At 67.4% G+C, this 22885-nt stretch carries 22 protein-coding genes, 1 tRNA gene, 1 other RNA gene and 1 pseudogene; 15 read left to right on the forward strand and 10 right to left on the reverse strand.

Going from position 1 to position 22885, the window contains the following annotated elements; all coding sequences use genetic code 11:
- Positions 1 to 2645: pyruvate dehydrogenase (acetyl-transferring), homodimeric type (aceE, locus tag ADBZ5N_RS06850; protein WP_526256738.1), on the reverse strand; the 2645-nt coding region annotated here is incomplete at its 3' end.
- 123 nt (positions 2646 to 2768) lie between these two features.
- On the opposite strand from aceE, the gene ADBZ5N_RS06855 reads away from it, so the two are divergent.
- From ADBZ5N_RS06855 to purU, 6 genes are all read left to right on the forward strand, one after another.
- Entirely contained in the window at positions 2769 to 3338 is a 570-nt protein-coding gene (locus tag ADBZ5N_RS06855; protein ID WP_526256739.1) for an Rv2240c family protein, read from the forward strand.
- Positions 3339 to 3419: 81 nt separating this feature from the next.
- Positions 3420 to 3851, forward strand: a complete 432-nt coding sequence (locus tag ADBZ5N_RS06860; RefSeq protein ID WP_526256761.1) for a DUF3052 family protein — start codon at positions 3420 to 3422, stop codon at positions 3849 to 3851.
- Positions 3848 to 4312, forward strand: a complete 465-nt coding sequence (locus tag ADBZ5N_RS06865; RefSeq protein WP_526256740.1) for a peroxiredoxin — start codon at positions 3848 to 3850, stop codon at positions 4310 to 4312. The genes ADBZ5N_RS06860 and ADBZ5N_RS06865 overlap by 4 nt, the downstream gene beginning before the upstream one ends.
- A gap of 71 nt (positions 4313 to 4383) precedes the next feature.
- A tRNA-Val gene (locus tag ADBZ5N_RS06870) sits at positions 4384 to 4458 on the forward strand.
- A gap of 286 nt (positions 4459 to 4744) precedes the next feature.
- A complete protein-coding gene (locus ADBZ5N_RS06875) occupies positions 4745 to 6181 on the forward strand; it encodes a PAS domain S-box protein (RefSeq protein WP_526256741.1) in 1437 nt (478 codons plus the stop codon).
- Complete coding sequence (purU, locus tag ADBZ5N_RS06880; protein WP_526256742.1) at positions 6171 to 7091, forward strand: formyltetrahydrofolate deformylase; 921 nt, start codon at positions 6171 to 6173, stop codon at positions 7089 to 7091. Before ADBZ5N_RS06875 ends, purU begins: the two co-directional genes overlap by 11 nt.
- Before the next feature lies 1 nt (position 7092).
- Here the strand turns inward: purU and ADBZ5N_RS06885 are convergent, their stop codons facing one another.
- Positions 7093 to 7422 carry a helix-turn-helix domain-containing protein gene (locus ADBZ5N_RS06885; RefSeq protein ID WP_526256743.1) on the reverse strand — a complete coding sequence of 110 codons (330 nt, stop codon included), beginning with the start codon at positions 7420 to 7422 and terminating at the stop codon, positions 7093 to 7095.
- An 87-nt stretch (positions 7423 to 7509) separates the two neighbouring features.
- On the opposite strand from ADBZ5N_RS06885, the pseudogene ADBZ5N_RS06890 reads away from it, so the two are divergent.
- Positions 7510 to 8457 (forward strand): annotated as a pseudogene (locus ADBZ5N_RS06890) (cobalamin biosynthesis protein); the annotation flags it as partial.
- Here the strand turns inward: ADBZ5N_RS06890 and ADBZ5N_RS06895 are convergent.
- From ADBZ5N_RS06895 to ADBZ5N_RS06905, 3 genes are read right to left on the reverse strand one after another with little or no spacing between them, the layout of a single operon-like run.
- Positions 8442 to 9278: an SURF1 family cytochrome oxidase biogenesis protein gene (locus ADBZ5N_RS06895; RefSeq protein WP_526256744.1), complete on the reverse strand. Its 837-nt coding sequence runs from the start codon at positions 9276 to 9278 to the stop codon at positions 8442 to 8444. The pseudogene ADBZ5N_RS06890 and the gene ADBZ5N_RS06895 sit on opposite strands and share 16 nt — an antisense overlap.
- The gene (locus ADBZ5N_RS06900; protein WP_526256745.1) at positions 9275 to 9808 is read right to left on the reverse strand and encodes a low molecular weight protein-tyrosine-phosphatase; all 534 of its coding nucleotides are present in this window, start codon (positions 9806 to 9808) and stop codon (positions 9275 to 9277) included. The genes ADBZ5N_RS06895 and ADBZ5N_RS06900 overlap by 4 nt, the downstream gene beginning before the upstream one ends.
- Positions 9801 to 10454, reverse strand: coding sequence for an HAD hydrolase-like protein (locus ADBZ5N_RS06905; protein WP_526256762.1), 654 nt, complete (start codon positions 10452 to 10454; stop codon positions 9801 to 9803). The genes ADBZ5N_RS06900 and ADBZ5N_RS06905 overlap by 8 nt, the downstream gene beginning before the upstream one ends.
- Before the next feature lie 74 nt (positions 10455 to 10528).
- On the opposite strand from ADBZ5N_RS06905, the gene cobC reads away from it, so the two are divergent.
- From cobC to ADBZ5N_RS06925, 4 genes are read left to right on the forward strand one after another with little or no spacing between them, the layout of a single operon-like run.
- On the forward strand, positions 10529 to 11554 hold the full coding sequence (gene cobC / locus ADBZ5N_RS06910) for an Rv2231c family histidinol phosphate aminotransferase CobC (protein WP_526256746.1): 1026 nt from the start codon (positions 10529 to 10531) through the stop codon (positions 11552 to 11554).
- Positions 11551 to 12693, forward strand: coding sequence for a Nif3-like dinuclear metal center hexameric protein (locus tag ADBZ5N_RS06915; RefSeq protein ID WP_526256747.1), 1143 nt, complete (start codon positions 11551 to 11553; stop codon positions 12691 to 12693). The genes cobC and ADBZ5N_RS06915 overlap by 4 nt, the downstream gene beginning before the upstream one ends.
- Positions 12693 to 13424: a zinc ribbon domain-containing protein gene (locus ADBZ5N_RS06920; protein ID WP_526256748.1), complete on the forward strand. Its 732-nt coding sequence runs from the start codon at positions 12693 to 12695 to the stop codon at positions 13422 to 13424. The genes ADBZ5N_RS06915 and ADBZ5N_RS06920 overlap by 1 nt, the downstream gene beginning before the upstream one ends.
- Positions 13421 to 14548, forward strand: coding sequence for a bifunctional RNase H/acid phosphatase (locus tag ADBZ5N_RS06925; protein ID WP_526256749.1), 1128 nt, complete (start codon positions 13421 to 13423; stop codon positions 14546 to 14548). Before ADBZ5N_RS06920 ends, ADBZ5N_RS06925 begins: the two co-directional genes overlap by 4 nt.
- A 40-nt stretch (positions 14549 to 14588) precedes the next feature.
- On the opposite strand, the gene ADBZ5N_RS06930 is transcribed toward ADBZ5N_RS06925, so the two are convergent.
- The 3 genes from ADBZ5N_RS06930 to ADBZ5N_RS06940 are packed head-to-tail and all read right to left on the reverse strand — an operon-like array spanning position 14589 to position 16511.
- The gene (locus ADBZ5N_RS06930) at positions 14589 to 14951 is read right to left on the reverse strand and encodes a thiocyanate hydrolase (RefSeq protein ID WP_526256750.1); all 363 of its coding nucleotides are present in this window, start codon (positions 14949 to 14951) and stop codon (positions 14589 to 14591) included.
- Entirely contained in the window at positions 14948 to 15676 is a 729-nt protein-coding gene (scnC, locus tag ADBZ5N_RS06935) for a thiocyanate hydrolase subunit gamma (protein ID WP_526256751.1), read from the reverse strand. Before scnC ends, ADBZ5N_RS06930 begins: the two co-directional genes overlap by 4 nt.
- Entirely contained in the window at positions 15669 to 16511 is an 843-nt protein-coding gene (locus ADBZ5N_RS06940) for an SH3-like domain-containing protein (RefSeq protein ID WP_526256752.1), read from the reverse strand. Before ADBZ5N_RS06940 ends, scnC begins: the two co-directional genes overlap by 8 nt.
- A gap of 188 nt (positions 16512 to 16699) precedes the next feature.
- Between ADBZ5N_RS06940 and ADBZ5N_RS06945 the strand changes: the two genes are divergently transcribed.
- The 3 genes from ADBZ5N_RS06945 (at position 16700) to rnpB (ending at position 18847) form a co-directional block, all read left to right on the forward strand.
- Positions 16700 to 17341 (forward strand): class I SAM-dependent methyltransferase, encoded by a 642-nt coding sequence (locus ADBZ5N_RS06945; protein ID WP_526256753.1) that lies wholly within the window; start codon positions 16700 to 16702, stop codon positions 17339 to 17341.
- A gap of 74 nt (positions 17342 to 17415) precedes the next feature.
- On the forward strand, positions 17416 to 18411 hold the full coding sequence (locus ADBZ5N_RS06950; protein WP_526256763.1) for a class I SAM-dependent methyltransferase: 996 nt from the start codon (positions 17416 to 17418) through the stop codon (positions 18409 to 18411).
- A 20-nt stretch (positions 18412 to 18431) separates the two neighbouring features.
- Positions 18432 to 18847: RNase P RNA component class A (gene rnpB, locus ADBZ5N_RS06955), an RNA gene on the forward strand.
- A gap of 16 nt (positions 18848 to 18863) precedes the next feature.
- Here rnpB and ADBZ5N_RS06960 read toward each other — a convergent pair.
- Positions 18864 to 20366: a CYTH and CHAD domain-containing protein gene (locus tag ADBZ5N_RS06960; protein WP_526256754.1), complete on the reverse strand. Its 1503-nt coding sequence runs from the start codon at positions 20364 to 20366 to the stop codon at positions 18864 to 18866.
- Positions 20367 to 20409: 43 nt separating this feature from the next.
- Positions 20410 to 21282, reverse strand: coding sequence for a 3-methyl-2-oxobutanoate hydroxymethyltransferase (panB, locus tag ADBZ5N_RS06965; protein ID WP_526256755.1), 873 nt, complete (start codon positions 21280 to 21282; stop codon positions 20410 to 20412).
- Positions 21283 to 21460: 178 nt separating this feature from the next.
- Between panB and ADBZ5N_RS06970 the strand changes: the two genes are divergently transcribed.
- Positions 21461 to 22867, forward strand: a complete 1407-nt coding sequence (locus tag ADBZ5N_RS06970; RefSeq protein ID WP_526256756.1) for a WS/DGAT/MGAT family O-acyltransferase — start codon at positions 21461 to 21463, stop codon at positions 22865 to 22867.
- Positions 22868 to 22885: the final 18 nt, after the last annotated feature.

A 22885-nucleotide genomic window follows, 5' to 3' on the forward strand; every position in this document is an offset into this window, starting at 1 on the left:
TTGAAGTAACGGCGGGCCGCCGGCCGGGTATCGGAGAAGCCGAACCCGTCGGTGCCCAGCGTGAGGTAGGTGCCCGGCACCCATTGCCGGATCTGATCGGGCACCGCCCGCATCCAGTCCGACACCGCCACCACCGGGCCGGTCGTCCTGGCGAGCATCTCGGTGACGAACGGGGTTCGGACCTGCCGGTCGGGATGGCGAAGGCGTTCCCTCTCGACGGCCAGGCCGTCGCGGTGCAGTTCGTTCCAACTGGTCACCGACCACACGTCGGCTGCGACGTCCCAACGCTGCGCGAGCATCTCGGCGGCCCGCAGCGCGTCGGGCATCGACACCCCCGATGCCAGGATTTGTGCTGTGCTGCTGCGTTTCTCGGGAGCCGCACGGAACCGGTACATCCCGCTCAGCAACTGCTCGACATCGAGGTTCTCCGGTTCGGCCGGCTGGACGTAGGGCTCGTTGTAGATGGTGATGTAGAAGAAGATGTTCTCCGGGTTCTCCCCGAACATCCGGGCCAGGCCGCTTTCGATGATGTAGGCCACCTCGTAGGCGAAGGCCGGGTCGTAGGCCACCACCGCCGGGTTGGTGGAGGCCAGCAGCTGGGAGTGGCCGTCGGCATGCTGCAAGCCCTCACCGGTGAGGGTGGTCCGTCCGGCTGTGGCACCCAGAACGAAACCGCGGGCCATCTGGTCGGCCGCCGCCCAGAAGCTGTCGCCGGTGCGCTGGAAACCGAACATCGAGTAGAAGATGTAGACGGGGATCATCGGCTCGTTGTGCGTCGAATACGACGTGCCGACCGCGGTGAAGGACGCGCAGGAGCCCGCCTCGTTGATGCCTTCGTGCAGGATCTGGCCGGTGGGGCTTTCCTTGTAGGCCAGCATCAGCTGCGCATCGACGGCGGTGTAGAGCTGGCCGTTGCGGTTGTAGATCTTCAGCGTCGGGAACCACGAGTCCATACCGAACGTGCGGGCCTCGTCGGGGATGATCGGCACGATGCGCTTGCCCACCGCGTTCTCGCCGGACTCGCGCAGTAGTTCCTTGAACACCCGCACGGTCGCCATCGTGGTGGCCACCTGCTGGTTGCCGGAGCCGCCCTTGAGCGGTTTGTAGACGTCTCGCGGCGGCAGGGTCAGGGCCTTGGAGGTGGTGCGCCGCTGCGGCAGGAAGCCACCCAGGGCGGTGCGCCGATCGAGCAGATAGCGGATCTCCGGGGCATCCGGGCCGGGGTGGTAGTAGGGCGGCAGGTAGGGGTTCTCTTCGAGCTGCGCATCGCTGATCGGGATGCGGATCGCGTCGCGGAAATCCTTGAGGTCCTGCAGCGCAAGCTTTTTCATCTGGTGAGTGGCGTTGCGGCCCTGGAAGTGGGCGCCCAGGGTGTAGCCCTTGATGGTCTTGGCCAGGATCACCGTGGGCTGACCCTTATGTTCCATCGCGGCCCGGTAGGCAGCGTAAACCTTGCGGTAGTCGTGGCCGCCGCGTTTGAGGTTCCAGATGTCGTCGTCGGAGATGTTCGCCACCAGTGCCTTGGTGCGGGGATCCCGGCCGAAGAAGTGCTCGCGGACGTAGGTGCCGTTGTTGGCGCGGTAGGTCTGGTAGTCCCCGTCGGGGGTGGTGTTCATCAGGTTCACCAGCGCGCCGTCTTTATCGGCGTGCAGCAGGGCGTCCCACTCCCGTCCCCACACGACTTTGATGACGTTCCAGCCGGCGCCCCGGAAGAAGGACTCCAGTTCCTGGATGATCTTGCCGTTGCCGCGGACCGGGCCGTCGAGACGCTGCAGGTTGCAGTTGACGACGAAGGTCAGGTTGTCCAGGGCCTCGTTGGCGGCGATCTGGATTTGCCCGCGACTTTCCGGTTCGTCCATCTCGCCGTCGCCCAGGAACGCCCAGACGTGCTGGTCGGAGGTGTCCTTGATACCGCGGTCGTCCAGATAGTGGTTGAAGCGGGCCTGGAAGATGGCGTTCATCGGGCCCAGGCCCATCGACACCGTCGGGAACTCCCAGAAGTCGGGCATCAACCGCGGGTGCGGATAGGACGGCAGACCGCCGCCCGGGTGGCTGTGCTCCTGGCGGAATCCGTCGAGTCGATCCTCGGTGAGCCGGCCCTCGAGAAACGCACGGGCATAGATGCCGGGTGCGCCGTGCCCCTGGATGAACACCTGGTCGCCGCCGCCGGGATGGGACTTGCCGCGGAAGAAGTGGTTGAAGCCGACCTCATAGAGCGCAGCCGAGGACGCATATGTGGAGATGTGTCCGCCTACACCCACACCGGGACGCTGGGCGCGGTGCACCATGATCGCGGCGTTCCACCGGATCCACCGGCGGTATCGACGTTCGACGTCCTCATCGCCGGGGAACCAGGGCTCGAGCTCGGTAGGAATGGTGTTGACGTAGTCGGTCGAGGTCAGGGCAGGTATCGCCACGCGCTGCTCACCGGCACGCTCCAACAGTCGCAACATCAGGTAGCGCGCCCGGGCCGGGCCGGAGCGGGCCAGCATGTCGTCGAACGATTCGAGCCACTCGGAGGTTTCGTCGGCGTCGATATCAGGCAGGTAGGACGCGACGCCCTCCCGGATGACCCGGACCCGTTCGGATTCGTTTGGGCCGCCGGAGCTTTGAGTCGGCTGATCGCGGGTGAACTGGGTGGTCAATTCCGCTCCTCGCTGGCTGGGCAGTCGATCGGATGATGCGAGTCCTATCGTGCCGCACTTGAGCGGCTGGCGGACCCATGTTGGCGGACGCGAATCCGACCGCGACCCGGTAACGTCAGGCACGTGCTGAGCGGGAACGTGCGCGGAGCGCGGGTCGCCGGACTGCTGGCCGGCGGGGTCGCCGCGATCTGCATGACGGTGGTGGGTTGCACTGCGGTCACCGAGGGGGATCCCACCGCCAATGCCGGCGACGCACCGGCCTATCGCACCTCGATGGCGGTCTCGTCCTCGCAGTCGGCGGCCAGTTCCAGCGCCCGCGAAGCGCAACGACAGGCTTCGATGACCACTCGGGCCGTCCACACCACCTGCGAGACGTTGTCGACCACCAGTGCCGACGCCATCGACGCGGTCAACGCCTATGTGAGCGCGTTCAACGAGGCGGACGGGGACACGACGTCCGCGGAGGGCCCGGCTGTCGACTCGCTCAACCAGAGCGCGGACGCGGTGGAGACCAGCATCAGCGACATCGTCCCCGACGAGGTCAAAGATGCGTTCATGGAGTGGGTCGACGGTGCCCGCACGACGGCCGAGGCGATCACCGGCAACGTTGATCCGTCCGAGTTCAACCAGGTCATCGACGATCTCAACGCCGCCCGGTCCGATGTTTTACGACTTTGCGACGCCACCTACTAGAACCAGTCGGCGGCGTGCGACGATATGCGCACCAAAACCGGAATCACGACAAGCCGGTACCACGACAAGGAGGTTGCGACGGTGGTCGCCGCGGGTGACAGCGGGCGCAGTTATGCCCAGAGGCTGGGCATCCACCACGATCAGATCGTCCAGGAGTTGGGCTGGGACGATGACACCGACGACGAGATCCGGGCCGACATCGAGGAGGCCTGCGGCAGCGACCTCCTCGACGAGGACGCCGACGAGGTCGTCGACGTGGTGCTGCTGTGGTGGCGCGAGGAGGACGGGGACCTCGTAGATCGGTTGATGGACGCCATTGCGCCGCTGGCCGAGGACGGCGTGATCTGGGTACTCACCCCCAAAACCGGGAAACCCGGCCACGTACTTCCGGCTGATATCGCCGAGGCAGCGCCGACCGCCGGTCTGATGCAGACGTCGTCGGCCAACCTGGGTAACTGGATCGGCAGCCGCCTGGTGCAACCTAAATCGAAAGCAGCTGGGAGGCGTTCATGACACTGGCAGTTGGTACCCGGGCACCCGACTTCACCCTCAAAGACCAGGACGGCCAGCCGGTCACCCTGAGTGACTTCCGCGGAAAGAAGAACGTGCTGCTGGTGTTCTTCCCGCTGGCTTTCACCGGCATCTGCCAGGGCGAGCTCGACGAGGTTCGGGACAATCTGCCCAGCTACGACAACGATGACACCGCCGCACTAGCCATCTCGGTGGGTCCGCCGCCGACCCACAAGATCTGGGCCACCGAGAGTGGATTCACCTTCCCGGTGCTCTCGGATTTCTGGCCGCACGGTGAGGTGGCGCAGGCCTACGGGGTCTTCAATTCCGATTCCGGCTTCGCCAACCGCGGCACTTTCGTCATCGACCGTTCGGGAGTCGTCCGGTTCGCCGAGTGCAATCAGCCGGGCGAAGCTCGTGACCAAGCGGTCTGGACCGAGGCCTTGGCGGCGCTGAAGGTCTGAGCGGCCGGACTTTTGAAATCCACGCGGGCAGCGGTAGCCTGCGCGGGCACGGGCGTGCTGCCCGTGTCCCGGGGCGTGTAGCTCAGTGGTAGAGCTCTGGTTTTACACACCAGCGGTCGGGGGTTCGAAACCCTCCGCGCCCACCAGTTCAGATCACCTGTCGGCCAGTGACTTTCGCCCCTGACTGCGGCGTGGGCGGCGGGGCCAGCATCGTGCGGTCAGCGACATTTCAAGGTCGGGGAACCGGGTATGTGTGCATCAGCGTATGTAGGTCGCGTCGTGGTCGCGGCGCTGACCACCAGGCTGGTGAGCGCCACGCTCGTCGACGCCAAGCTGGCAAACAACAGTGGTGCACTAACCGTGACCTAAGTAGAACCCGCGGGCGGGTAAGATCTAGCCATCACTACGCGGGGTTAGGGGCAGGGTTTGTCGGTGCGCGACGACCCCGGGGCCATGTCGCCTGAGTCGAAGGACCGTATCTTCGAAGCGGTCCTTGCTGAACTGCTCGAATCGGGAATCGACCGGTTCGCCATCGATGGTGTGGCCCGCCGGGCCGGGGTCGCCCCCGGCGCGATCCGCGCGCGTTGGCATGACCGCAGGGTGCTGCTGATGGAGGTCATGCTGGCCCGTTCGATCGCCCTCGAAGGCAGCGCCGACACCGGCAGCATCTATACCGACCTTGACGTCGTATCGGCCCTGGCGGTGGGCAACTCGCGGACGGCCACAGGCCGAGCGCTGTTCCGGCGGGTCCTGCCGGGTAGCGGCGACGTCGACCTCGCCGAGATCTCCGCCGATTTCTGGAAAGCCCGGTTCGACTCCGCCGCACAGATTCTGCGCCGGGCTGCTGACCGCGGCCAACTGCGCGACGGCATCATTCCCGACGAGGCGATCCGAGTGTTCGGCGCCGCCTTCTACTATGACGTCATCTTCGCCGACACCCCGGTGCGCCCGGAGTATGCCGAACAGGTCATCGACATCTTCCTGCACGGAGTTCTCGGCGCTGCTGGACGAGATCGCCCCTGGCCCGGCATCGAGAGTCTGCTGCGATCCGACGCGGACGACCAGGGTTCGCTGGCTACCGACCAAGCAGTGGAGGCGGCCCGCCGCGCGGTTGTGCTCATGCGGGTCTGGGCCGATGCGCTGATCGATCCGGTGGTCCTGTTCGAAGCGGTCCGAGATGACCACGGCGTGATTGCGGATTTCGTCTGCCGCGACCTCAACCGCGCTGCCTGTGCCGAAGTGGGGCTACCCCGATCGGAGTTGCTGGGCCAGCGGCTTCTGCAAGTGCTTCCGGTTTTCGAATCGTCGGGATTGCCACAGCGCTACGCGCACTGCCTCGAGAACGACGAGCCTTTGGTATTGAACGATTTCTCCTATCAGCATTTTGACCAGCAACGGCGATTGGACATCCGGGCCACGCGTGCGGGCGCCGATCTGATCACGGTCACCTGGCGCGACGTGACCGTCCGCCTGGAGGCGGCGCAACGCGACCAGCGCTACCGCAAGCTGATGGACTTCTCCGCCGTCCCGGCCGCGCTCGCCACCCCCGACGGCGGTCTAGTCCTGGTCAATCAGGCGATGGCGACGCTCGTGGGCTACGACATCGACACCCTGCTCACCATGACCTGGCAGGAGCTCACCGCGCCGGAGAGCCTCAGCGACGAACAACAAGCGGTCGCCGACATGATTGCGGGCCGGCGCGAAACCTACCGGGGCCTCAAGCAGTACATCCATGCCGACGGTCACCGGGTCTGGGCTGATTTGTCCTTCAGCTGCATCCGCGGGCCCGATGGCGAGGTGGAACATTTCATCGCCCAGATCATCGATGTCACCCGCTACTTGTCCGGGGGCGGGCCCAATGAGCACTAGCGGCATGACCACCAGCGGCGGGGGCCAGTTCCCACCGGGGCACCCGCCGCTGCCGGTCAAGGACATCGGCCGCCTCTTGGTGCGCTGCGACGATCGGCCGGGCCTGGTAGCCGCGGTCACCACATTCCTGGCGCAGTCCGGCGCCAACATCATCTCCCTCGACCAGCATTCCACCCAGCAGACCGGTGGGATCTTCATGCAGCGCACCATCTTCCACCTGCCCGGGCTGGCGGCCGCCCGTCCGGAACTGGAGCGCGAGTTCGCCAGCCGGGTGGCCGAGCCGTTCGACATCGACTTCCGGCTGACCGAGGCGGCCAAGCCCAAGCGGGTCGCACTGATGGCCTCAACCGAGGACCACTGCGTCTTGGATCTGCTGTGGCGCAGCCGCCGTGGCGAACTGGACATGTCGGTGGTGATGGTCATCGCCAACCATCCCGACCTGGCCGATCAGGTGCGGCCATTCGGTGTTCCCTTCATCCACGTGCCGGCCAGCAAGGACATTCGCGAGCAGGCCGAAGAACGCCAACTGGAGTTGTTGCGCGGAAACGTCGATCTGGTGGTGCTGGCCCGCTATATGCAGGTGCTGAGCCCGCACTTTCTGGCTCAGGTCGGCTGCCCGATGATCAACATCCACCACTCCTTCCTGCCCGCGTTCATCGGTGCGGCGCCGTACCGGCGGGCCAAGGAGCGTGGCGTGAAACTTGTCGGTGCGACCGCGCACTACGTCACTGAAGACCTCGATGAGGGGCCGATCATCGAGCAGGATGTGGTGCGGGTGGACCACCGGCACAGCGTTGAGGACCTGGTGCGCCTCGGCGCGGACGTGGAACGGGCCGTGCTGTCGCGGGCCGTGCAGTGGCACTGTGAGGACCGGGTTATCCGCTACGGCAATCAGACCGTGGTTTTCTAGGTCACTCGGGCGAGTTCTGAGCTTCCAGTTCGATCAGTCGCCGGCGCACCTCCGCGGCGAGCTCCTCAGCCGGCAGATCACGCGGCGAGGACCTGTGCTCGATCGGCAGCCGCACCTCGGTGTGGTTGAGATACCCGGCGGCCAGCAGGGCCTCGATCGGCGAGCGGTCATACACCCGCGCCACCGCGATGACGGTCTCCGGCTTGGGCCTGGTCTTACCGTGTAACCAGTGGCAGACCGATAACCGCCCGATCCCGGTCCGTTGCGCGATCTGGCTTTGGGTCTCCCCGGCGGTGATCCGTCGCAGATACTCCGGCCATGTCCCTGTCATCTTGCCCTCCCCGGAACCACAAGATAGGGGAGGCCACCGACAGAAATTGCGGCCCGTGGAGTGTGAGAGGCTGCCGGGGTGGTCGGTATCCGCGGGTTGCGGCCGGTCGGCATCCTGACCGGCTGTCTCGCCGATGCGCTGCTGGGTGATCCGCGGCGCGGTCATCCGGTGGCGGGGTTTGGCCGGTGCGCGTCGGGTCTTGAGTCGATCACCTACCGGGACAGCGGGTTGGCCGGAGCGGCTCACTGGGCAGTCCTGGTCAGCGTGCTGACGGCCACCGCCACCGTGGTGGAGCGCCGTGTCCGCGGCGGCACGGGCGTGGCTCTGATCGCGGCAGCCACCTGGGCGGCGCTGGGCGGAACCACCCTGGCGCGCACTGGTGCGGCGATGGCCGATCTGCTTGCCGCCGGCGACATCGACGGTGCGCGGGACCTGTTGCCCGCGCTGTGCGGTCGCGATCCCGCCGTCCTCGATGCCGGCGGTCTGACCCGGGCGGCGTGTGAATCGGTCGCCGAGAACACCTCCGACGCCCAGGTGGCTCCGCTGGTGTGGGTCGCGCTGGGCGGAGCCCCCGCTGTGCTGGCCTACCGGGCGATCAACACGCTGGACGCAATGATCGGGAACCGCTCCCCGCGGTATGCCCGATTTGGTTGGGCGGCAGCGCGATCCGACGATGTCGCCAACTACCTGCCGGCCCGGTTGACCGGCGCCCTCGCCGTGGTGTGCGCACCGCTGGTCGGTGGATCGGCGGTATCAGCGGCGCGGGCGTGGCACCGCGACGCCGCGCGTCACCCGAGCCCGAACGCCGGGGTGGTCGAGGCCGCCTTCGCGGGGGCCCTCGGGGTGCGTCTGGGTGGGCCGACGCAGTACCGCCACCAGTTGGAGATCCGCCCCACCCTCGGCGACGGCCCAGCCCCGGACATCACCGACCTGCGCAGGGCGGTCCGGCTGTCGCGGATGGTTCAGGCGGCCGCACTCGCGGTGGCGGTCGGGATCAGCGCCGGGATCAGCGTCCGGGATCAGCGTCGTCGTCCATATCGGTCGGCCAGCTTGTCCTCGGCGCTGAGCGGAACATCCACGGCTGTGCCGGTTTCGGCCTGTGCGCGCCGGGCCGCCTCACGGCGGCGTATCCGCAACTCCGAATACACGAAGTAGCCAAGCCCCAGCGGAGCGATGATGCCGAACGCGATCCACTGGATTCCGTAGGACAGGAACGGCCCGGCATCCAGTTTGGGCAGCTGGAGCACTTTCAGTGCCCCCGGCTGGTTTTCCACCAGTTGCAGGTACGAACCGGTGAGCGAGGTCTTGATGAGCCCGGCTATCTGGCTGGTGTCAATCGCGTACACCTGCTGAAAACCTGCCTCGGTGAACGGTTGCTTGTCATCGGTGGGCGCTGTCTCGGAGTCGCGCAACCGCGCGGTGAGGTTCACCGTGCCGGTCGGGGGATCCGGAACCGCAGGAACCGCGGTGCCCTGGGTGGGCCGCACATAGCCCCGGTTGACCAGCACCGTCGGACCCCCGTCCACCGCGAACGCGGTGAGCACTTCATAGGCGGGTGCGCCGTCGATCACCCGGAGCCGCGCCAGCACCTCGGCGTCGGGCAGATAACGGCCCGTCGCCGTCACCTGCCGCCACTGTGCGTCCGGAGCCGATGAATCCTGGCGCTGCAGAATCGACGTCACCGGCACCGGGTCCGCGGTCAGCGAGGCCTCGATCTGACGGTTCTCCAGCGATGTGCGGCTGTTCTTACCGAGTTGCCACGGCGCCAGCACGGTCAGAGCCAGATAGGTGAACATCGCCACCACCAAGGCGAGGGCGATCCAGCCCGGTCGCAGCAGGAAGGGCAACCGCTTCATCGGCCCGGCATCCCTTCGTCGGCCAAGCGTCTGTCGACCCAGTCGTGCAGGCCGGGCAGCGATGCCTCGATGACGTCGAAAGCCTCCACAAAGTCGGCGAGGTCGCCGTAGTAGGGATCCTCGACGTCGGGGACGTGCGCCCCGGCCCGCGGATCGAACGAGCGCAACATGCGCGCCCGATCCGGCTCGACCCCCAACTCGGTCAAGATCCGAAGGTGGTTGCGGCCCAGGGCCACAACGAGATCCGCCGAGAGGTGGTCCGCGCCGACCTGCGCTGCGCTGTGCCGGCTGGGGTAGCCTCGTTCGGCCAGCACCCGGACAGCGCGATCATCTGCGCCCGCGCCGGCATGCCAGCCACCGGTGCCTGCGCTGGTCACTCGAACCGCCTCGGACAGACCACGCTCGGCGATCTGGTGGGCGAACATCTTCTCGGCCATCGGCGAACGACAGATGTTGCCCGAGCACACGAACGTCACATGCACCAGATGGCCCCGTCCATCGTCGCCCCCGAGATGGGCCTTCTCAGACACCGAGCACCTCCCGCAGTTCCGCAACGGTAGCGACCCGGGCGACCGCCGCGTCGGTCACATCGGCGTTCCCGTATCCCCAACCCACCACCACCGTGGCGATACCGTACTCGGCGGCGCCGTCGACGTCATGAGCCCGGTCACCGACCATGATGACCCGTTCAGGCAGCGGCGCAAGTTGGGCCAGCGCATGGGCCACCACGTCGGCCTTCGCTGCGCGGCTGCCGTCCAAACTGGCTCCGGCGATGACTTCGAAATGCTCGGCGATGCCGAAGTGCTGGAGGATGCGCCGGGCCGTCGGCTCGGCTTTGGAGGTGGCAACCGCCAAGCGCACATCAGCCGCCCGCAGGTCGGCCAGCATCTCAGGGATGCCGTCGAACAGGGTGTTCATCGCCCAACCGCGACTGGTGTAGTCGGCCCGGTAGGCGGCGACGGCGTCGGCCACGCGCTCACCCAGGCCCAGTCCGGACAGGGTGTGGTGCATGGGTGGACCCACCACCAAGGCAGCCAGGTCGCCGTCGGGGACTTCAGCGCCGACCGCGGCCAGCGCATGCCGGAAACTGGCGACCACACCGTGTGCGGAGTCGGTCAGCGTGCCGTCGAGATCAAAGATCACCAACTGGGGTTGAAGACCGGCGGCGGTGGACATCACGCCTTCATTGTCGCTGACGCCGCCGGTGCGCCGCCGACTACTGTGCTAGTGGTGAGCGAGCAGGGCTACCGTTGAGTGAGCAGGCTGTGCGTCCGGGTGCGCGCTACCACGGTGACCAGGCCGCCGCACCAGGCATGCTCGACTTCGCCGTGAATGTCCGCCACGCCCGGCCGCCGGATTGGCTTGTGCGTCGGCTGGCCGCCCGACTCCCCGAACTGGGCTGTTATCCCAGCCTGGCCGACCACGACGCCGCGGTGCGCTCGGTGGCCCGCCGCCACGGCGTGGCCGAGGATCGGGTGCTGCTGCTGGCCGGCGGTGCTGAGGGATTCGCGCTGCTGCCCGCACTGCGCCCGCGCCGGGCCGCTCTGATCGCCCCGTCGTTCACCGAACCGGAGGCCGTGCTCAGCGCTGCCGGCGTTCCGGTCGACCACGTGGTGCTCCCACCGCCGTTCCGGCTGACCGGCGCGGGGGTGCCGGAGACCGCGGATCTGGTGGTGCTGGGCAATCCCACCAACCCCACCGGGGTCCTGCACGCCCGCGCGGCGGTGCTGGAGTTGCGCCGGCCGGGCCGGGTGATCGTGGTCGACGAGGCGTTCGCCGACGCTGTGCCCGGTGAACCGGAATCGCTGGCGGGTCTGGACCTGCCCGACGTGGTGGTGCTGCGCAGCCTCACCAAGACCTGGTCGCTGGCCGGGCTGCGGGTGGGCTATGCACTCGGGGCTCCCGAGGTGTTGGCCCGGCTGGGGGCCGGCCGGCCGCACTGGCCGTTGGGCACGCTGCAGCTTGAAGCCATCGCCGCCTGCTGCGCACCCGCCGCGGTCGCCGAAGCGCTTGCCGGTGCACAGCAACTGGCCGGCCGGCGGGCGGAGCTGGCGGCTGCGCTGGGAAACCTCGGCCTAGAGGTGGTCGACGGCAACGCACCGTTTGTGCTATTCACCGCACCGGATGCGGTGCTGATGCGTAAACACCTGCAGGCCAAAGGTATTGCGGTGCGGCGATGTGACACCTTCGTCGGTCTGGGTCCCAACCACCTGCGGGTTGCGGTGCGCCCGGAGTGGCCCGTGCTGGTGCGCGCCGTGGCGGAGGTACTGCGGTGAGTGTGCCGCTGACCGACATCATCGCCGTGCTGGAAGAGGCCTATCCGCCGCAACTGGCCCACGATTGGGACTCGGTGGGTCTGGTGTGCGGGGATCCGGCCGAGGAGATCGTTTCGGTGACGCTGGCCGTCGACGCCACCGCCGCGGTGGTCGACACGGTGGGTACCCAGGGGCTCCTGGTCGCTCACCATCCGTTGCTGCTGCGCGGTGTGGACACCGTCGCCGCGAGCACCCCCAAGGGGGCGTTGATTCACCGGCTCATCCGCGACCGCGCCGCGCTGTTCACCGCCCACACCAACGCCGACGCCGCCAGCCCCGGGGTGTCCGATGCGCTGGCCGAGGCGCTGGGCCTTGCCGTGGACGCGGTGCTCGACCCGGCGGCGAGTGGTCCGGCGCTGGACAAATGGGTCGTCTTCGTCCCTGTTGACGATGCCGAGTCACTGCGCGCGGGGTTGTTCGCTGCCGGGGCCGGTCACATCGGGGATTATTCGCACTGCAGTTGGAGCGTCACCGGGACCGGTCAATTCCTCCCCGGCACCGGGGCGTCACCGGCCATCGGGACGGTGGGGGCGGTGGAACACGTCGTCGAGGACCGGGTCGAGGTCATCGCGCCAGCCCGGCTGAGGGGGCAGGTGCTGGCCGCACTGCGGACCGCGCACCCCTATGAAGAGCCGGCCTTCGATGTGTTCAGCCTCGCGGCACTGCCTGCCGGCACCGGGATCGGCCGGGTCGGGAGCCTGCCCCGGAGCCTTCGTCTGGCCGAGTTCGTCGACTTGGTGAATTCCGCTCTGCCGCAGACGTGTTGGGGTGTGCGCGCAGCCGGTGACCCGGACACCCCAATCAACCGGGTGGCGGTCTGTGGCGGTGCGGGGGACTCTCTGCTGGGCGCCGCCAGGGCGGCCGGGGTGCAGGCCTACCTCACCGCGGATCTGCGCCACCATCCCGCTGACGAGCATTGCCGCGACAGTGACGTCGCTCTGATCGACGTGGCGCACTGGGCCAGTGAGTACCCGTGGTGCGGCCAAGCCGCCGAGTTGCTGCGAACCCATTTCGGCGAGCGCCTTGCGGTGACGGTGAGCCCGATCCGAACCGATCCCTGGACCATTGGCGCCGCGAGACCAACAGTTGAAAGGCCATAATGAAAGCTGAAGCTGCACAGCAGCGTTCACTGCTCACCCTCGCAGAGCTCGACGGCGAGCTCAACCGGTTGGCGCACCGCGTCGCCCACCTGCCCGAACAGCAGCGCTATCAGGAGTTGGAGGCTAGGCAGCAGACGGTCGCGGACCGGCTGGCCGCGGTTCGGATTTCGGTCGAGGACCTCGACGCCCAGATCGCCAAGCTGGAGTCCGAAGTCGACACGGTCCGTCAACGCGAGGACCGCGACCGCGGTTTGCTGAGCTCCGGTGCCGTCGGCGACCCGAAGCAACTCCAGGAGCTCCAGCATGAACTGGGCACGTTGGAGCGCCGCCAGGCCAATCTGGAGGATTCGCTGCTGGAGGTGATGGAACGGCGCGAGCAACTGGGCGCTGAGCAGGCCGCCGAGCAGGCCGCCCTGGACGCCGTGCTGGCCGATCTGACGGCGGCAGGCCAGCTGCGCGACACGGCGCTTGCCGATGTCGAGCAGATCCGCACCGCCACCGCCGCCCGCCGCGCCGAGGTCGCAGCCGGTCTCGACGGCGAACTGCTCAAGCTCTACGAACGCCAACGTGCCGCGTCGGGGATCGGCGCCGGCCGGTTGCTCGGCGGCCGCTGTGGGGCCTGCCGCATCGAACTGGACCGCGGGGAGTTGGCCCGGATCGCCGCGGCGGCCGACGACGAGGTGCGGCGCTGCGAAGAGTGCGGAGCGATCCTGCTGCGGACCAAGGAATGAAGGTCATCGTCGAGGCCGACGGCGGATCGCGCGGCAACCCGGGTCCAGCCGGGTTCGGCTGTGTGGTCTATGCCGATGACCACGCCACTGTGCTGGCCCAGCACTGCCAACCGATCGGAATCACCACCAACAACGTTGCCGAGTACCGCGGCCTGATCGCCGGACTCGAGGAAGCCCGTCGGCTCGGCGCCGGTGAGCTCGACGTGCGGATGGACTCCAAACTGGTCGTCGAGCAGATGAGTGGCCGGTGGAAGGTCAAACATCCCGGGCTGGCCGAATTGCACCAGCAGGCCCGTGCGCTGGCGTCGACGTTCGATACAGTCCGGTTCTCCTGGATTCCGCGGGAGCAGAACAAGGTCGCCGACCGGTTGGCCAACGAAGCCATGGACGGCGACAGCTTCACACCCCGGGCCACACCCCGGGCCACACCTTCAGTGGTCCAGCGCGCCGCTGACCCGCCACCGAGCGCGGTGGCCGTCCCGCCCTCGACGTGGACCGGCAACCGCGGCGGACCCACCAGACTGCTGCTGCTGCGGCACGGGCAGACCGAATTGTCCCGCCAGCGCCGCTATTCCGGTCGGGGCAATCCCGAGTTGACCGACGTGGGACGTGACCAGGCATCCGATGCCGCGCGGTACCTGGCGGGCAAGGGCGGCATCGCGGCTGTGGTCACCTCACCGCTGAGCCGGGCCTACGACACCGCTAAGGCCGCCGCCGACGCGCTGGGCCTGTCGGTTCAGGTGGACGATGACCTCATCGAGACCGATTTCGGAGAGTGGGAGGGGCTGACCTTCCGGGAGGCCGCTGAGCGCCACCCCGAGGTGCACAGCAGGTGGCTGCGCGACACCAGCCTGCCGCCGCCCGGCGGGGAGAGCTTCGACGAAGTATCCCAGCGGGTACAGCGGGTAAAAGACCGCCTCATTGCCGAGCACGGGGAGTCGACGGTGCTGGTGGTGTCGCATGTGACACCGATCAAGACGCTGCTGCGGTTGGCCCTGGGTGCCGGGTCATCGGTGTTATACCGAGTGCACCTGGACCTCGCCTCGCTGAGCATCGCGGAGTTCTACCCCGATGACGGTGCCTTGGTCCGGCTGGTCAACGGCACCTCGTATCTACGCGGCTGACGGACCCTGGGGTATTGGCCGGTCCCGGGTATGGCGGGTGTTAGCCGGCTTCGAGCCGGGCCCGGACCGCCGCCAGTCGTTGCCGCAGCGCGGTCTCGTCGATGATCCCGCGTGCCAGCATGGAGTGCGCCAAAGCCACGAGCTGGTTTTCCGGATACGGCAAGTCGAAGTACCGGTTGGCTGACAGCTCGTCTTCTTCGTCGCGCCGGGCCTTGAAGGTCAAGTCCGGCCCATCGGTTGTCGCGCAGGACTTGTCCAGTGCATCGCACAGCCCGTCGAGGCTCGTCTTCCACGGCGGCAGCGCGTTTTCGACCCCGTATTTCGCTGAGATCTCCGGCCACGTCTGCCGGTTCTCGACGATGCTGTCGAGGACCGCGAACCCCTCCTGCGGCACCCTGCTCATTCCTGGATCGGGCGGATGGCCGGTCGAACCAGCGCGGTGATGTTGGCCGTCACGCCGGGTTTGGGTAGGGCGACGCCGATCAGACAGTCGCGGGTGATGATCTCGGCCAACTGGTCTTGTGTCCAGCCCTCCGTTCCTTCCGGGCGCATCGGCATGACCATGAACCGGTGCTTCTGGTTGGAGTCCTCGACGCGCACCTCCACACCCTCGGGCAACTCGAGGCCGAACTCGGAAAGAACCTGTCGCGGCCAGCGCACGATGCGGCGTCGATAGTGCGGGGTGCGGTACCACTCCGGGGAGTTTCCGAGGATGGGCCGTGGGTAGCAGGAGCACAGCGCGCACACGATGACGTGGTGCACGGTCGGGGTGTTCTCGAGGATCTTGAACGCGGTGAAGTCGCTTGGCGTGCCGAAGCCGGTGGGGTCGAGCCAGTCGACGCCGACCTGCTTGGAGGCGGCGACCGCATCGATCAGCGCAAGACGCTTGAATTCGGGATCCAGCCAGGCCTTGGCGACCAGTCGCGCCGCCGGGGTGGGGCCGATCTGCTCGGCGTACTCGGTGAAGACCCGGTGCTGCTCGGCGGTGAAGAGGCCTTTCTCGATGCACAGTTCGCGCAGAGCGATCTCCAGGACCTCGAAATCGGTGATCTCGTCCACCATCGGTTTGACGGTGCGGATGTGATCGCCGTCGATGCTGTGGTTGTGATCGTGGTCCAACTCAGACATGCGTAGCCTCCAGCCAGCGCTCCGGAATCTCGGTTTGCAGGGTGTCGTTGGCTGGGCCGGTGTAGTTGTCCCATAACGCGGACTGATTGAACCGGACGATGTACATCCACTCCGGCTCGGCGTCCTCGATGTCCCAGGCTTCGTCCTCGGGCGCCGGAGTCTCGTAGGTGACTTCCGCGATGATCCCCACGGCGCCGCGACAGTACTCGGGTGTCCGCGTGTAGTACATCGCCGGAAGGTCCCGGACTCTGACCTCGTCCCCGGTCTTGAACTTCGCCGAACCGGCCTTGCCCGCGAACACCTGCGGATCGCCGACACCGAGGGCGTGGAGGTGATGCTTGTTGCGCTTCACCGTTGAAGGGTCGCCTTCGAACTTCGGCTCGGCCACAGGGTAGGCGCCCTTGAGCCCACCGGAATAGCGCTGCTGGACTTCCGCGAGCCGATCGGTGAGGTCGCCCCAACTGATGTACTTCTTCTCAATCAAAAGCCGGCCGACCGACCACAACCAGCGGCTGTAATACGGCACACCCAGGTACATAGCCCTGCCGACGTCGACATTGCCGATCCTGCGCCGCTCCTCGGACACCCAGATCCCGCCCCAGCCGAGCGCCTCGCAGAGTACGTAGGTCATCAACTCCCACTGTTCTTCCTGTTTGTTCTCATACAGGTGAGGGAAGTCCAGTTCGCCGCCGACGTCATGAGCGGTCTTCACATAGGCCCGCCAATGGTCGCTGGTCATGTCGTCCGGCATGGGCCATTCCGGAACCTCCGGATAAGTGGTCTTCAGCCGGGACACCAGGGCAAGCTGTCTGGCCCGCTCCGCCGCGCTCGTCATGGGCTCACTTTAGGCCGGTTTGGCCCGGCATCGACGCCGTTCGTCTGAGCAGTCCCGATGCGCGTCGACGCGTACTCGACGGCCGGACGGCCGCGGATAGGATCCGAGTTCCCGCCTCAGACTCGGCATCGTCCGGACCAGCCCTGCCTTCTGGAGTTGGGCCCGTCCATCCCGCCCAGGAGTAACTCTTGACCGACACCGGCGCCAACGACCACCAGACCACCTGGGAAGAGCATTATGCGGCGCGGCCGCAGGTATGGAGCGGGCGGGTGAACGCCCAATTGGCCGCCGTCGTGCCGCAGTTGAGCGGCACCCGTGCTGTGGATCTGGGCTGCGGTGAGGGAGCCGACGCGATCTGGCTGGCGGAGCAGGGCTGGACCGTGGTGGCCGTCGACGTCTCGGGCACCGCGCTTGACCGCGCCCGCGCCGCTGCCGCCTCCCGCGGGGTGGCCCAACACATCGACTTCCAACAGCGCGAACTGACCCGCAGTTTTCCGGAGGGCGCCTTCGACCTGGTGTCGTCCTGCTTTCTGCACAGCACCGTCGAAATGGACCGCACCGCCGTCCTGAGGAACGCGGCCGCCGCAGTCGCTCCGGGCGGCGCGTTGCTCGTCGTCGACCACGCTGCTGCTCCGCCGTGGGCGGCAAAGTTGGCCCACCACGATTTTCCCACCGCCGAGGCGGTGGTCGACGCGTTGCAACTCGACTCTGCCGAGTGGCGCCACCGGATCACCATGGTTGACCGTGCGGCGCGTGGACCCGAGGGTGAGGAAGTCACGCTGGTCGACAATGTGATCCTGCTGAGCCGAGCGCGCGTCCGCATACAGTAGGGCCTGCGATGCGGTAGGAATGCGGAGTGAACAGCCAATCCCGGTTTCCGCTGGACCCGCTGGCGCGCCAGGCGATGACCCGCCGTCTCATGCAGCGCGCCCTGGCCAAGGGTGAGATCGCACTCCCCGCGGTCCCGGGCATGATCGACCACTACGTCAGCATGTGCGACGACCTGTTCACCTCGATGGGCGTCCGGTACAGCGGTGCTGACCTGGCCAAACTCCGCGAGGTCCTGGCGAGCCAACTGGATGTGGCCTACAAAGCCTCGCCACGCTCGGAGATCGTGATCACCTACGAGTCGCCGAACGGCTTGACGGCGAGCTACTTCGTCAAGGGTCGGTGGGACACCGTCGAAGGGGCCTACAACAACTGGGTGGAGACCCGTAAACCGCCGCTGTTCGGCACTGATCCCGACGCCCGGGTGTGGGCACTGGCCGAACAGAGCGATCAACCGGCACATTGCCCGGTCCTCGACGTCGGCGCCGGCACCGGCCGCAACAGCCTCGCGTTGGCTCGGCGTGGCCACCCGGTAGATGCGGTCGAGATGACGTCCCAGTTCGCCGAGATCCTGACCGCGGAGGCCGGGCGGGAGTCTTTGAATGTCCGGGTGCTGCAGAGCGACGTCTTTCAGGTCGGCGCCGAGGACCTGCGGGATGACTACCGCCTCGTCCTGTTGTCCGAGGTCGTCTCCGATTTCCGCGACACCGCCCAATTGCGGGGGGTGTTCGAATTGGCCGCCAGATGCCTGGCCCCAGGCGGTCACCTGGTCTTCAACGTCTTCTTGGCGCGTCCCGGCCACGTCGTCGACGATGCTGCCCGGGAGCTGGGCCAGCAGTTCTACACCACCATTTTCACCCGTGACGAGTTGTCCGCCGCACAGGCCGCACTGCCGCTGGACCTGATCACCGACGACTCGGTCTACGAATACGAAAAGAGTCACCTCCCGGCTGAGAAATGGCCGCCGACGAGTTGGTACGCCGGCTGGGTTTGTGGGCAAGACGTTTACGATCTGCCCCGCGAGGAATGCCCGATCGAAATGCGCTGGCTGGTGTACCGGAAGGCCGGCTGACGGTAGTTTGGAGGAGCGGACGAGTTGGCCGGGCGGCCGCGGCCCCTGAAGACCTGCGGGTCGACAGCGGGTCGAGGAAAGTCCGGACTTCACAGAGCAGGGTGATTGCTAACGGCAATCCGAGGTGACTCGCGGGACAGTGCCACAGAAAACAAACCGCCGCCGACTCTGGCTTTTCAGAGCCGACGGTAAGGGTGAAACGGTGCGGTAAGAGCGCACCAGCACTCCGGGTGACCGGAGTGGCTCGGTAAACCCCACCCGAAGCAAGGCCAAGAGGCCGCACCGGCGGTGCGGCTGCGCAGGCGCCCGAGGGCTGCTCGCCCGAGCCTGCGGGTAGGCCGCTCGAGGCACCCGGCGACGGGTGGCCCAGATGGATGGTCGCCGCCGCCGCGCTTGCACGGCGGAACAGAATCCGGCTTACAGGCCAACTCGTCCGCCCCAAGCCGCTGAGGTCACCCGCCGGCGTCAGTGGCGTTGCGGACGCTGCAGCGTAACGCCTTGGCCGCGCCGTCGAGTTGCTCCCGACAGCGTTGCGCCAACTCCTCTTCACGTTGGTAGAGGACGCCGTAGGTAAAGGTGTCCTCGCCCGCGGCGTGCGCCGCCGCGGCCTGGGTCAACAGATGCGCCCGGCTCACCACGCTGTCCTGGTGATCGCCGAGCAGCGACTGAATCGCCTTGGCCCGTTCGGATACCTTCTTCTCCCCGGTGGCTGCCGCGACGTAGCGAAGTCGCTTGGCCGCCTTGCGAACTCGGTGCAGAGCATCCTCGTGGTCATGTTCGGTCGTCGCCTCGTGCGCAGCTCTGAGTCGGTTCCGGACCCGCTTGTACCCCGATCTGATGGTGGTGTGCGGATGGTCATCGCCTGGCGGGGGACTGCTTACCACCACCTCGTCCAGTGCATCGAGCAGTCGGAAGTAGCGCGCCGATCGCATCGCCTTCAGGGAACGGTTCAGGCCGGCCCTGTAGCGCTGCCAGCCGCCGTCGACGAGTCGCTCACGCACCGGCCCGCGCACGAGTTCGGGTGGCAGCGCACTCAGCGCGTCGCTGTAACGCTCCGCCAGTACCTCGGCGTCACGGGCGACGCCGAGAATCCCTGCCAGTTCACGTAGTTCGGTCAGGATCGTCGCGTCGTCGGTGAGGCCGAACTCCTCCTCGGAGGCCTGCAACAGACTGCGGATCTGACGGATCGTCACCCGCATCTGGTGCACCGCGTCGTCAGCGTCGTCGCGGACCGCACGATCCCAGACCAGCAGCGCTGCAACCTGTTCGGCGACCGCGCGGTGCACCGGATCCTCCGGCGGCTCGCGGCGCGCGGGGGAGTCGCCGAGCACCCGGGCGAGTTTCGAGCCGTGCCCAGCCGCAACGGCCCCGGCGTCGTGCAGGCGATTGGCCAACCGCTTCAGCACCCCGGCGGCGTCCTCGATACCGGCGTCGACCAGTTCCAGTTCCCATTCTCGCCACTGCTGCGACGCTTCCTCACCCGGCGACGAACTGCTCGGGGCGAGTCGGGCGGCGCTGACCCGGTCGTCGCAGAACTCGGCCAGCGCGGTGCCGTCGGGCCCGTAGAGCATCGTCACGTCACGGGCCGTGGAAATCGTGGCAACCGGGGCCAGCGGCCGGTCCCGCACGATCGCCCGGACGACATCGAGTAGTTCCTCGGGTACTTCAGAGCTCTCCCCGAGGGGGGCCCGGATCTCGGTTCTGGCCTGACCGGCGGGCAGTTTGAGATGGAAGCCCGCGTCGGCGCCGCCGGTTCGCCGGCGCAAGGTCACCCGGTTGGCCGCCAGGTCCTTGCCGGCGGTGTCGAAGTAGACCGCGTCAAGCTGCTGGGTGGCGAGCTTCTCCACCCGCGAGACCACAGCCAAGCCGTCGAAGCAGGGCGCGACGCCGGATTCCGGAGCGTCGAACTTCCACTCCAACTCGACGTGTCGGGTCGACTCTGTGGACTTCGCCATGAGTCCAGCGTTCCATAACCGCGGAGATCGGCGGGCTGACCGGTTAGAAGCTGTGCTCGTCGGCGGGGAAGGCGCCGTTGGCGACCTCGGCGGCGTACTGGGCCGCGGCTCGGCGCAGTTCGCCGCCGACGTCACCGAACCGTTTGACGAACTTGGCGGTCTTGCCGCTGGTGAGCCCGGCCATGTCCTGCCACACCAGAACCTGGGCGTCGCAGTGCGGTCCGGCGCCGATCCCGACGGTGGGAATGGTGAGCTTGCCGGTGAGTTGGGTGGCCAGTTCGGCGGGAACCATCTCCAGCACCACCGCGAACGCCCCGGCCTCCTGCACGGCGATGGCGTCGGCGACGGTCTGCTCGGCGGCGTCGCCGCGGCCCTGCACCCGGAACCCGCCGAGACTGTTCACGCTTTGCGGGGTGAACCCGATATGCGCCATCACCGGGATGCCTGCGGCGGTCAGGGTGGCGATCTGGTCGGCGACCCGCTCGCCGCCCTCCAGTTTGACCGCGTGCGCACCGGCCTCCTTCATGAACCGGGTTGCGCTGGCCAGTGCTTGGGCCGGGGCGCCCTCGTAGCTGCCGAACGGCAGATCAGCCACCACCAGCGCATGCTGGGCGCCGCGGACCACACCGCGGACCAGTGGGAGGAGTTCGTCGATGGTCACCGGCACGGTGGTGTCGTATCCGTAGATGACGTTGGCGGCGGAGTCGCCGACCAGCAGCACCGGAATGCCGACCTCGTCGAAGAGCCGGGCCGTGGAGAAGTCGTAGGCGGTCAGCATCGCCCACTTGTGCCCCTCGGACTTCATCCGCTGTAGGTGATGGGTGCGGACCTTGGATCGAGGTTCCGTCGGCGACGGTGTGGTCGGCGGCACAGCGGTACCGGCCGCTTGGCCGCCGTACAGCGTTTGCTCGGGCATGGCGTATCCCCAGTGTTCGTCGGGTCGATCCTCGTGGCCCTGTTGCCTTCTTCTGGCAGGGTCCCCGGGTTCGTGAGACAACCTAAGTCTGCCACTGTCTGGCCACTGCGAGGAATCGGCAGCCGAGTGCGGTTCCTCACACCCCACACCGGGGCCCTCGGGCGCATAACATCGGTTTATGCAGCGGCTCAGCGGTCTCGACGCCAGTTTCCTCTACTTGGAAACCTCAACCCAGCCGCTGCATGTGTGCTCGGTGCTGGAGTTGGATACCTCCACCGTCCCGGGCGGCTACAGCTTCGAGAAACTGCGCGCCGAGTTGGCTCTGCGGATCACCGCGATCCCCACCTTCCGGGAGAAGCTGTCCAACAGCTTCCTCAACCTCGATCACCCGGTCTGGGTGGAGGACGACGAATTCCACCTGGAGCGCCACGTGCACCGCATCGGCTTGCCCGCACCCGGCGGCCGGTTGGAACTGGCCGAGATCTGCGGGCACCTGGCAGCCCTGCCGCTGGACCGTCGCCACCCGCTATGGGAGATGTGGGCGATCGAAGGACTCGGCGGCACCGACGCCCGCAAAGGCGGCCGACTGGCGGTACTGACCAAGGTGCACCACGCCGCCGTCGACGGGGTCACCGGCGCCAACCTGATGTCTCAGCTGTGCAGCGTCGAACCCGATGCGCCGCCGCCGCAACCGGTCGACGCCAGCCCGGATGCCAACCCGCTGCGCATCGCCCTGGGTGGGCTGGGCCGGTTTGCTGTCCGGCCGATCACCCTGGCGACCTCGGTGCTGCCGACGACGGTGTCCACGGTGGTCGACACGGTACGTCGGGCGGCGGGTGGTCGGGCCATGCCCAGCCCGTTCGCCGCCCCGCAGACTCCGTTCAACGCCAGCATCACCGCCGACCGCAGTGTGGCCTTCGCCCAACTGGAACTCGCCGACGTCAAGAAGGTCAAAGACCACTTCGGGGTCAAGGTCAACGACGTCGTCATGGCCCTGGTGTCCGGGGTGCTGCGCAGCTATCTGCTGCAGCGCGACGAGCTGCCGGAGAACACCCTGGTGGCGATGGTGCCGGTGTCGGTCCACGACCGCTCCGACCGGCCCGGGCGCAACCAGGTTTCCGGGATGTTCGCCAGTCTGCAGACCCAGATCGGCGACGCCGGTGAGCGACTGACGGCCATCGCGGAGGCCAACCTGATCGCCAAGGATCACAGTTCGGCGATCGGGGCCACGCTGCTGCAGGACTGGAGCCAGTTCGCCGGGCCGGCGGTGTTCGGGGTGGCGATGCGGGTGTACGCCCGCTCCCGGCTCACCGAGTCGCGGCCGGTGCACAACCTGGTGGTGTCCAACGTGCCGGGCCCGCAGATTCCGCTGTACTTCCTGGGCGCGCAAGTGGAGGCGATGTACCCGCTGGGCCCGATCTTCCACGGGGCGGGGCTGAACATCACCGTGATGTCACTGAACGGAAAGCTCAACGTCGGATTGATCTCCTGCCCGGAGTTGCTGCCGGATCTGTGGGATATGGCCGACGGGTTCGTCACCGGGATGGCGGAGTTGCTGGCGGCCACCAAAGCGCGGCGCCGCTGAAACATGCGAGGACGCCGC

The organism is Mycobacterium sp., assembly GCF_044370595.1.
Taxonomy (GTDB): Bacteria; Actinomycetota; Actinomycetes; order Mycobacteriales; family Mycobacteriaceae; genus Mycobacterium.

What these genes read in the sequence shown, in the direction of transcription:
- ADBZ5N_RS06865 (WP_526256740.1), top strand. Translation starts at nt 3,848, where the DNA reads ATGACACTGGCAGTTGGTACCCGGGCACCCGACTTCACCCTCAAAGAC.
- purU (WP_526256742.1), top strand. Translation starts at nt 6,171, where the DNA reads ATGAGCACTAGCGGCATGACCACCAGCGGCGGGGGCCAGTTCCCACCG.
- ADBZ5N_RS06885 (WP_526256743.1), bottom strand. Translation starts at nt 7,422, where the DNA reads ATGACAGGGACATGGCCGGAGTATCTGCGACGGATCACCGCCGGGGAG.
- ADBZ5N_RS06895 (WP_526256744.1), bottom strand. Translation starts at nt 9,278, where the DNA reads ATGAAGCGGTTGCCCTTCCTGCTGCGACCGGGCTGGATCGCCCTCGCC.
- ADBZ5N_RS06905 (WP_526256762.1), bottom strand. Translation starts at nt 10,454, where the DNA reads ATGTCCACCGCCGCCGGTCTTCAACCCCAGTTGGTGATCTTTGATCTC.
- ADBZ5N_RS06920 (WP_526256748.1), top strand. Translation starts at nt 12,693, where the DNA reads ATGAAAGCTGAAGCTGCACAGCAGCGTTCACTGCTCACCCTCGCAGAG.
- ADBZ5N_RS06925 (WP_526256749.1), top strand. Translation starts at nt 13,421, where the DNA reads ATGAAGGTCATCGTCGAGGCCGACGGCGGATCGCGCGGCAACCCGGGT.
- ADBZ5N_RS06930 (WP_526256750.1), bottom strand. Translation starts at nt 14,951, where the DNA reads ATGAGCAGGGTGCCGCAGGAGGGGTTCGCGGTCCTCGACAGCATCGTC.
- scnC (WP_526256751.1), bottom strand. Translation starts at nt 15,676, where the DNA reads ATGTCTGAGTTGGACCACGATCACAACCACAGCATCGACGGCGATCAC.
- ADBZ5N_RS06940 (WP_526256752.1), bottom strand. Translation starts at nt 16,511, where the DNA reads ATGACGAGCGCGGCGGAGCGGGCCAGACAGCTTGCCCTGGTGTCCCGG.
- ADBZ5N_RS06950 (WP_526256763.1), top strand. Translation starts at nt 17,416, where the DNA reads ATGACCCGCCGTCTCATGCAGCGCGCCCTGGCCAAGGGTGAGATCGCA.
- ADBZ5N_RS06960 (WP_526256754.1), bottom strand. Translation starts at nt 20,366, where the DNA reads ATGGCGAAGTCCACAGAGTCGACCCGACACGTCGAGTTGGAGTGGAAG.
- panB (WP_526256755.1), bottom strand. Translation starts at nt 21,282, where the DNA reads ATGCCCGAGCAAACGCTGTACGGCGGCCAAGCGGCCGGTACCGCTGTG.
- ADBZ5N_RS06970 (WP_526256756.1), top strand. Translation starts at nt 21,461, where the DNA reads ATGCAGCGGCTCAGCGGTCTCGACGCCAGTTTCCTCTACTTGGAAACC.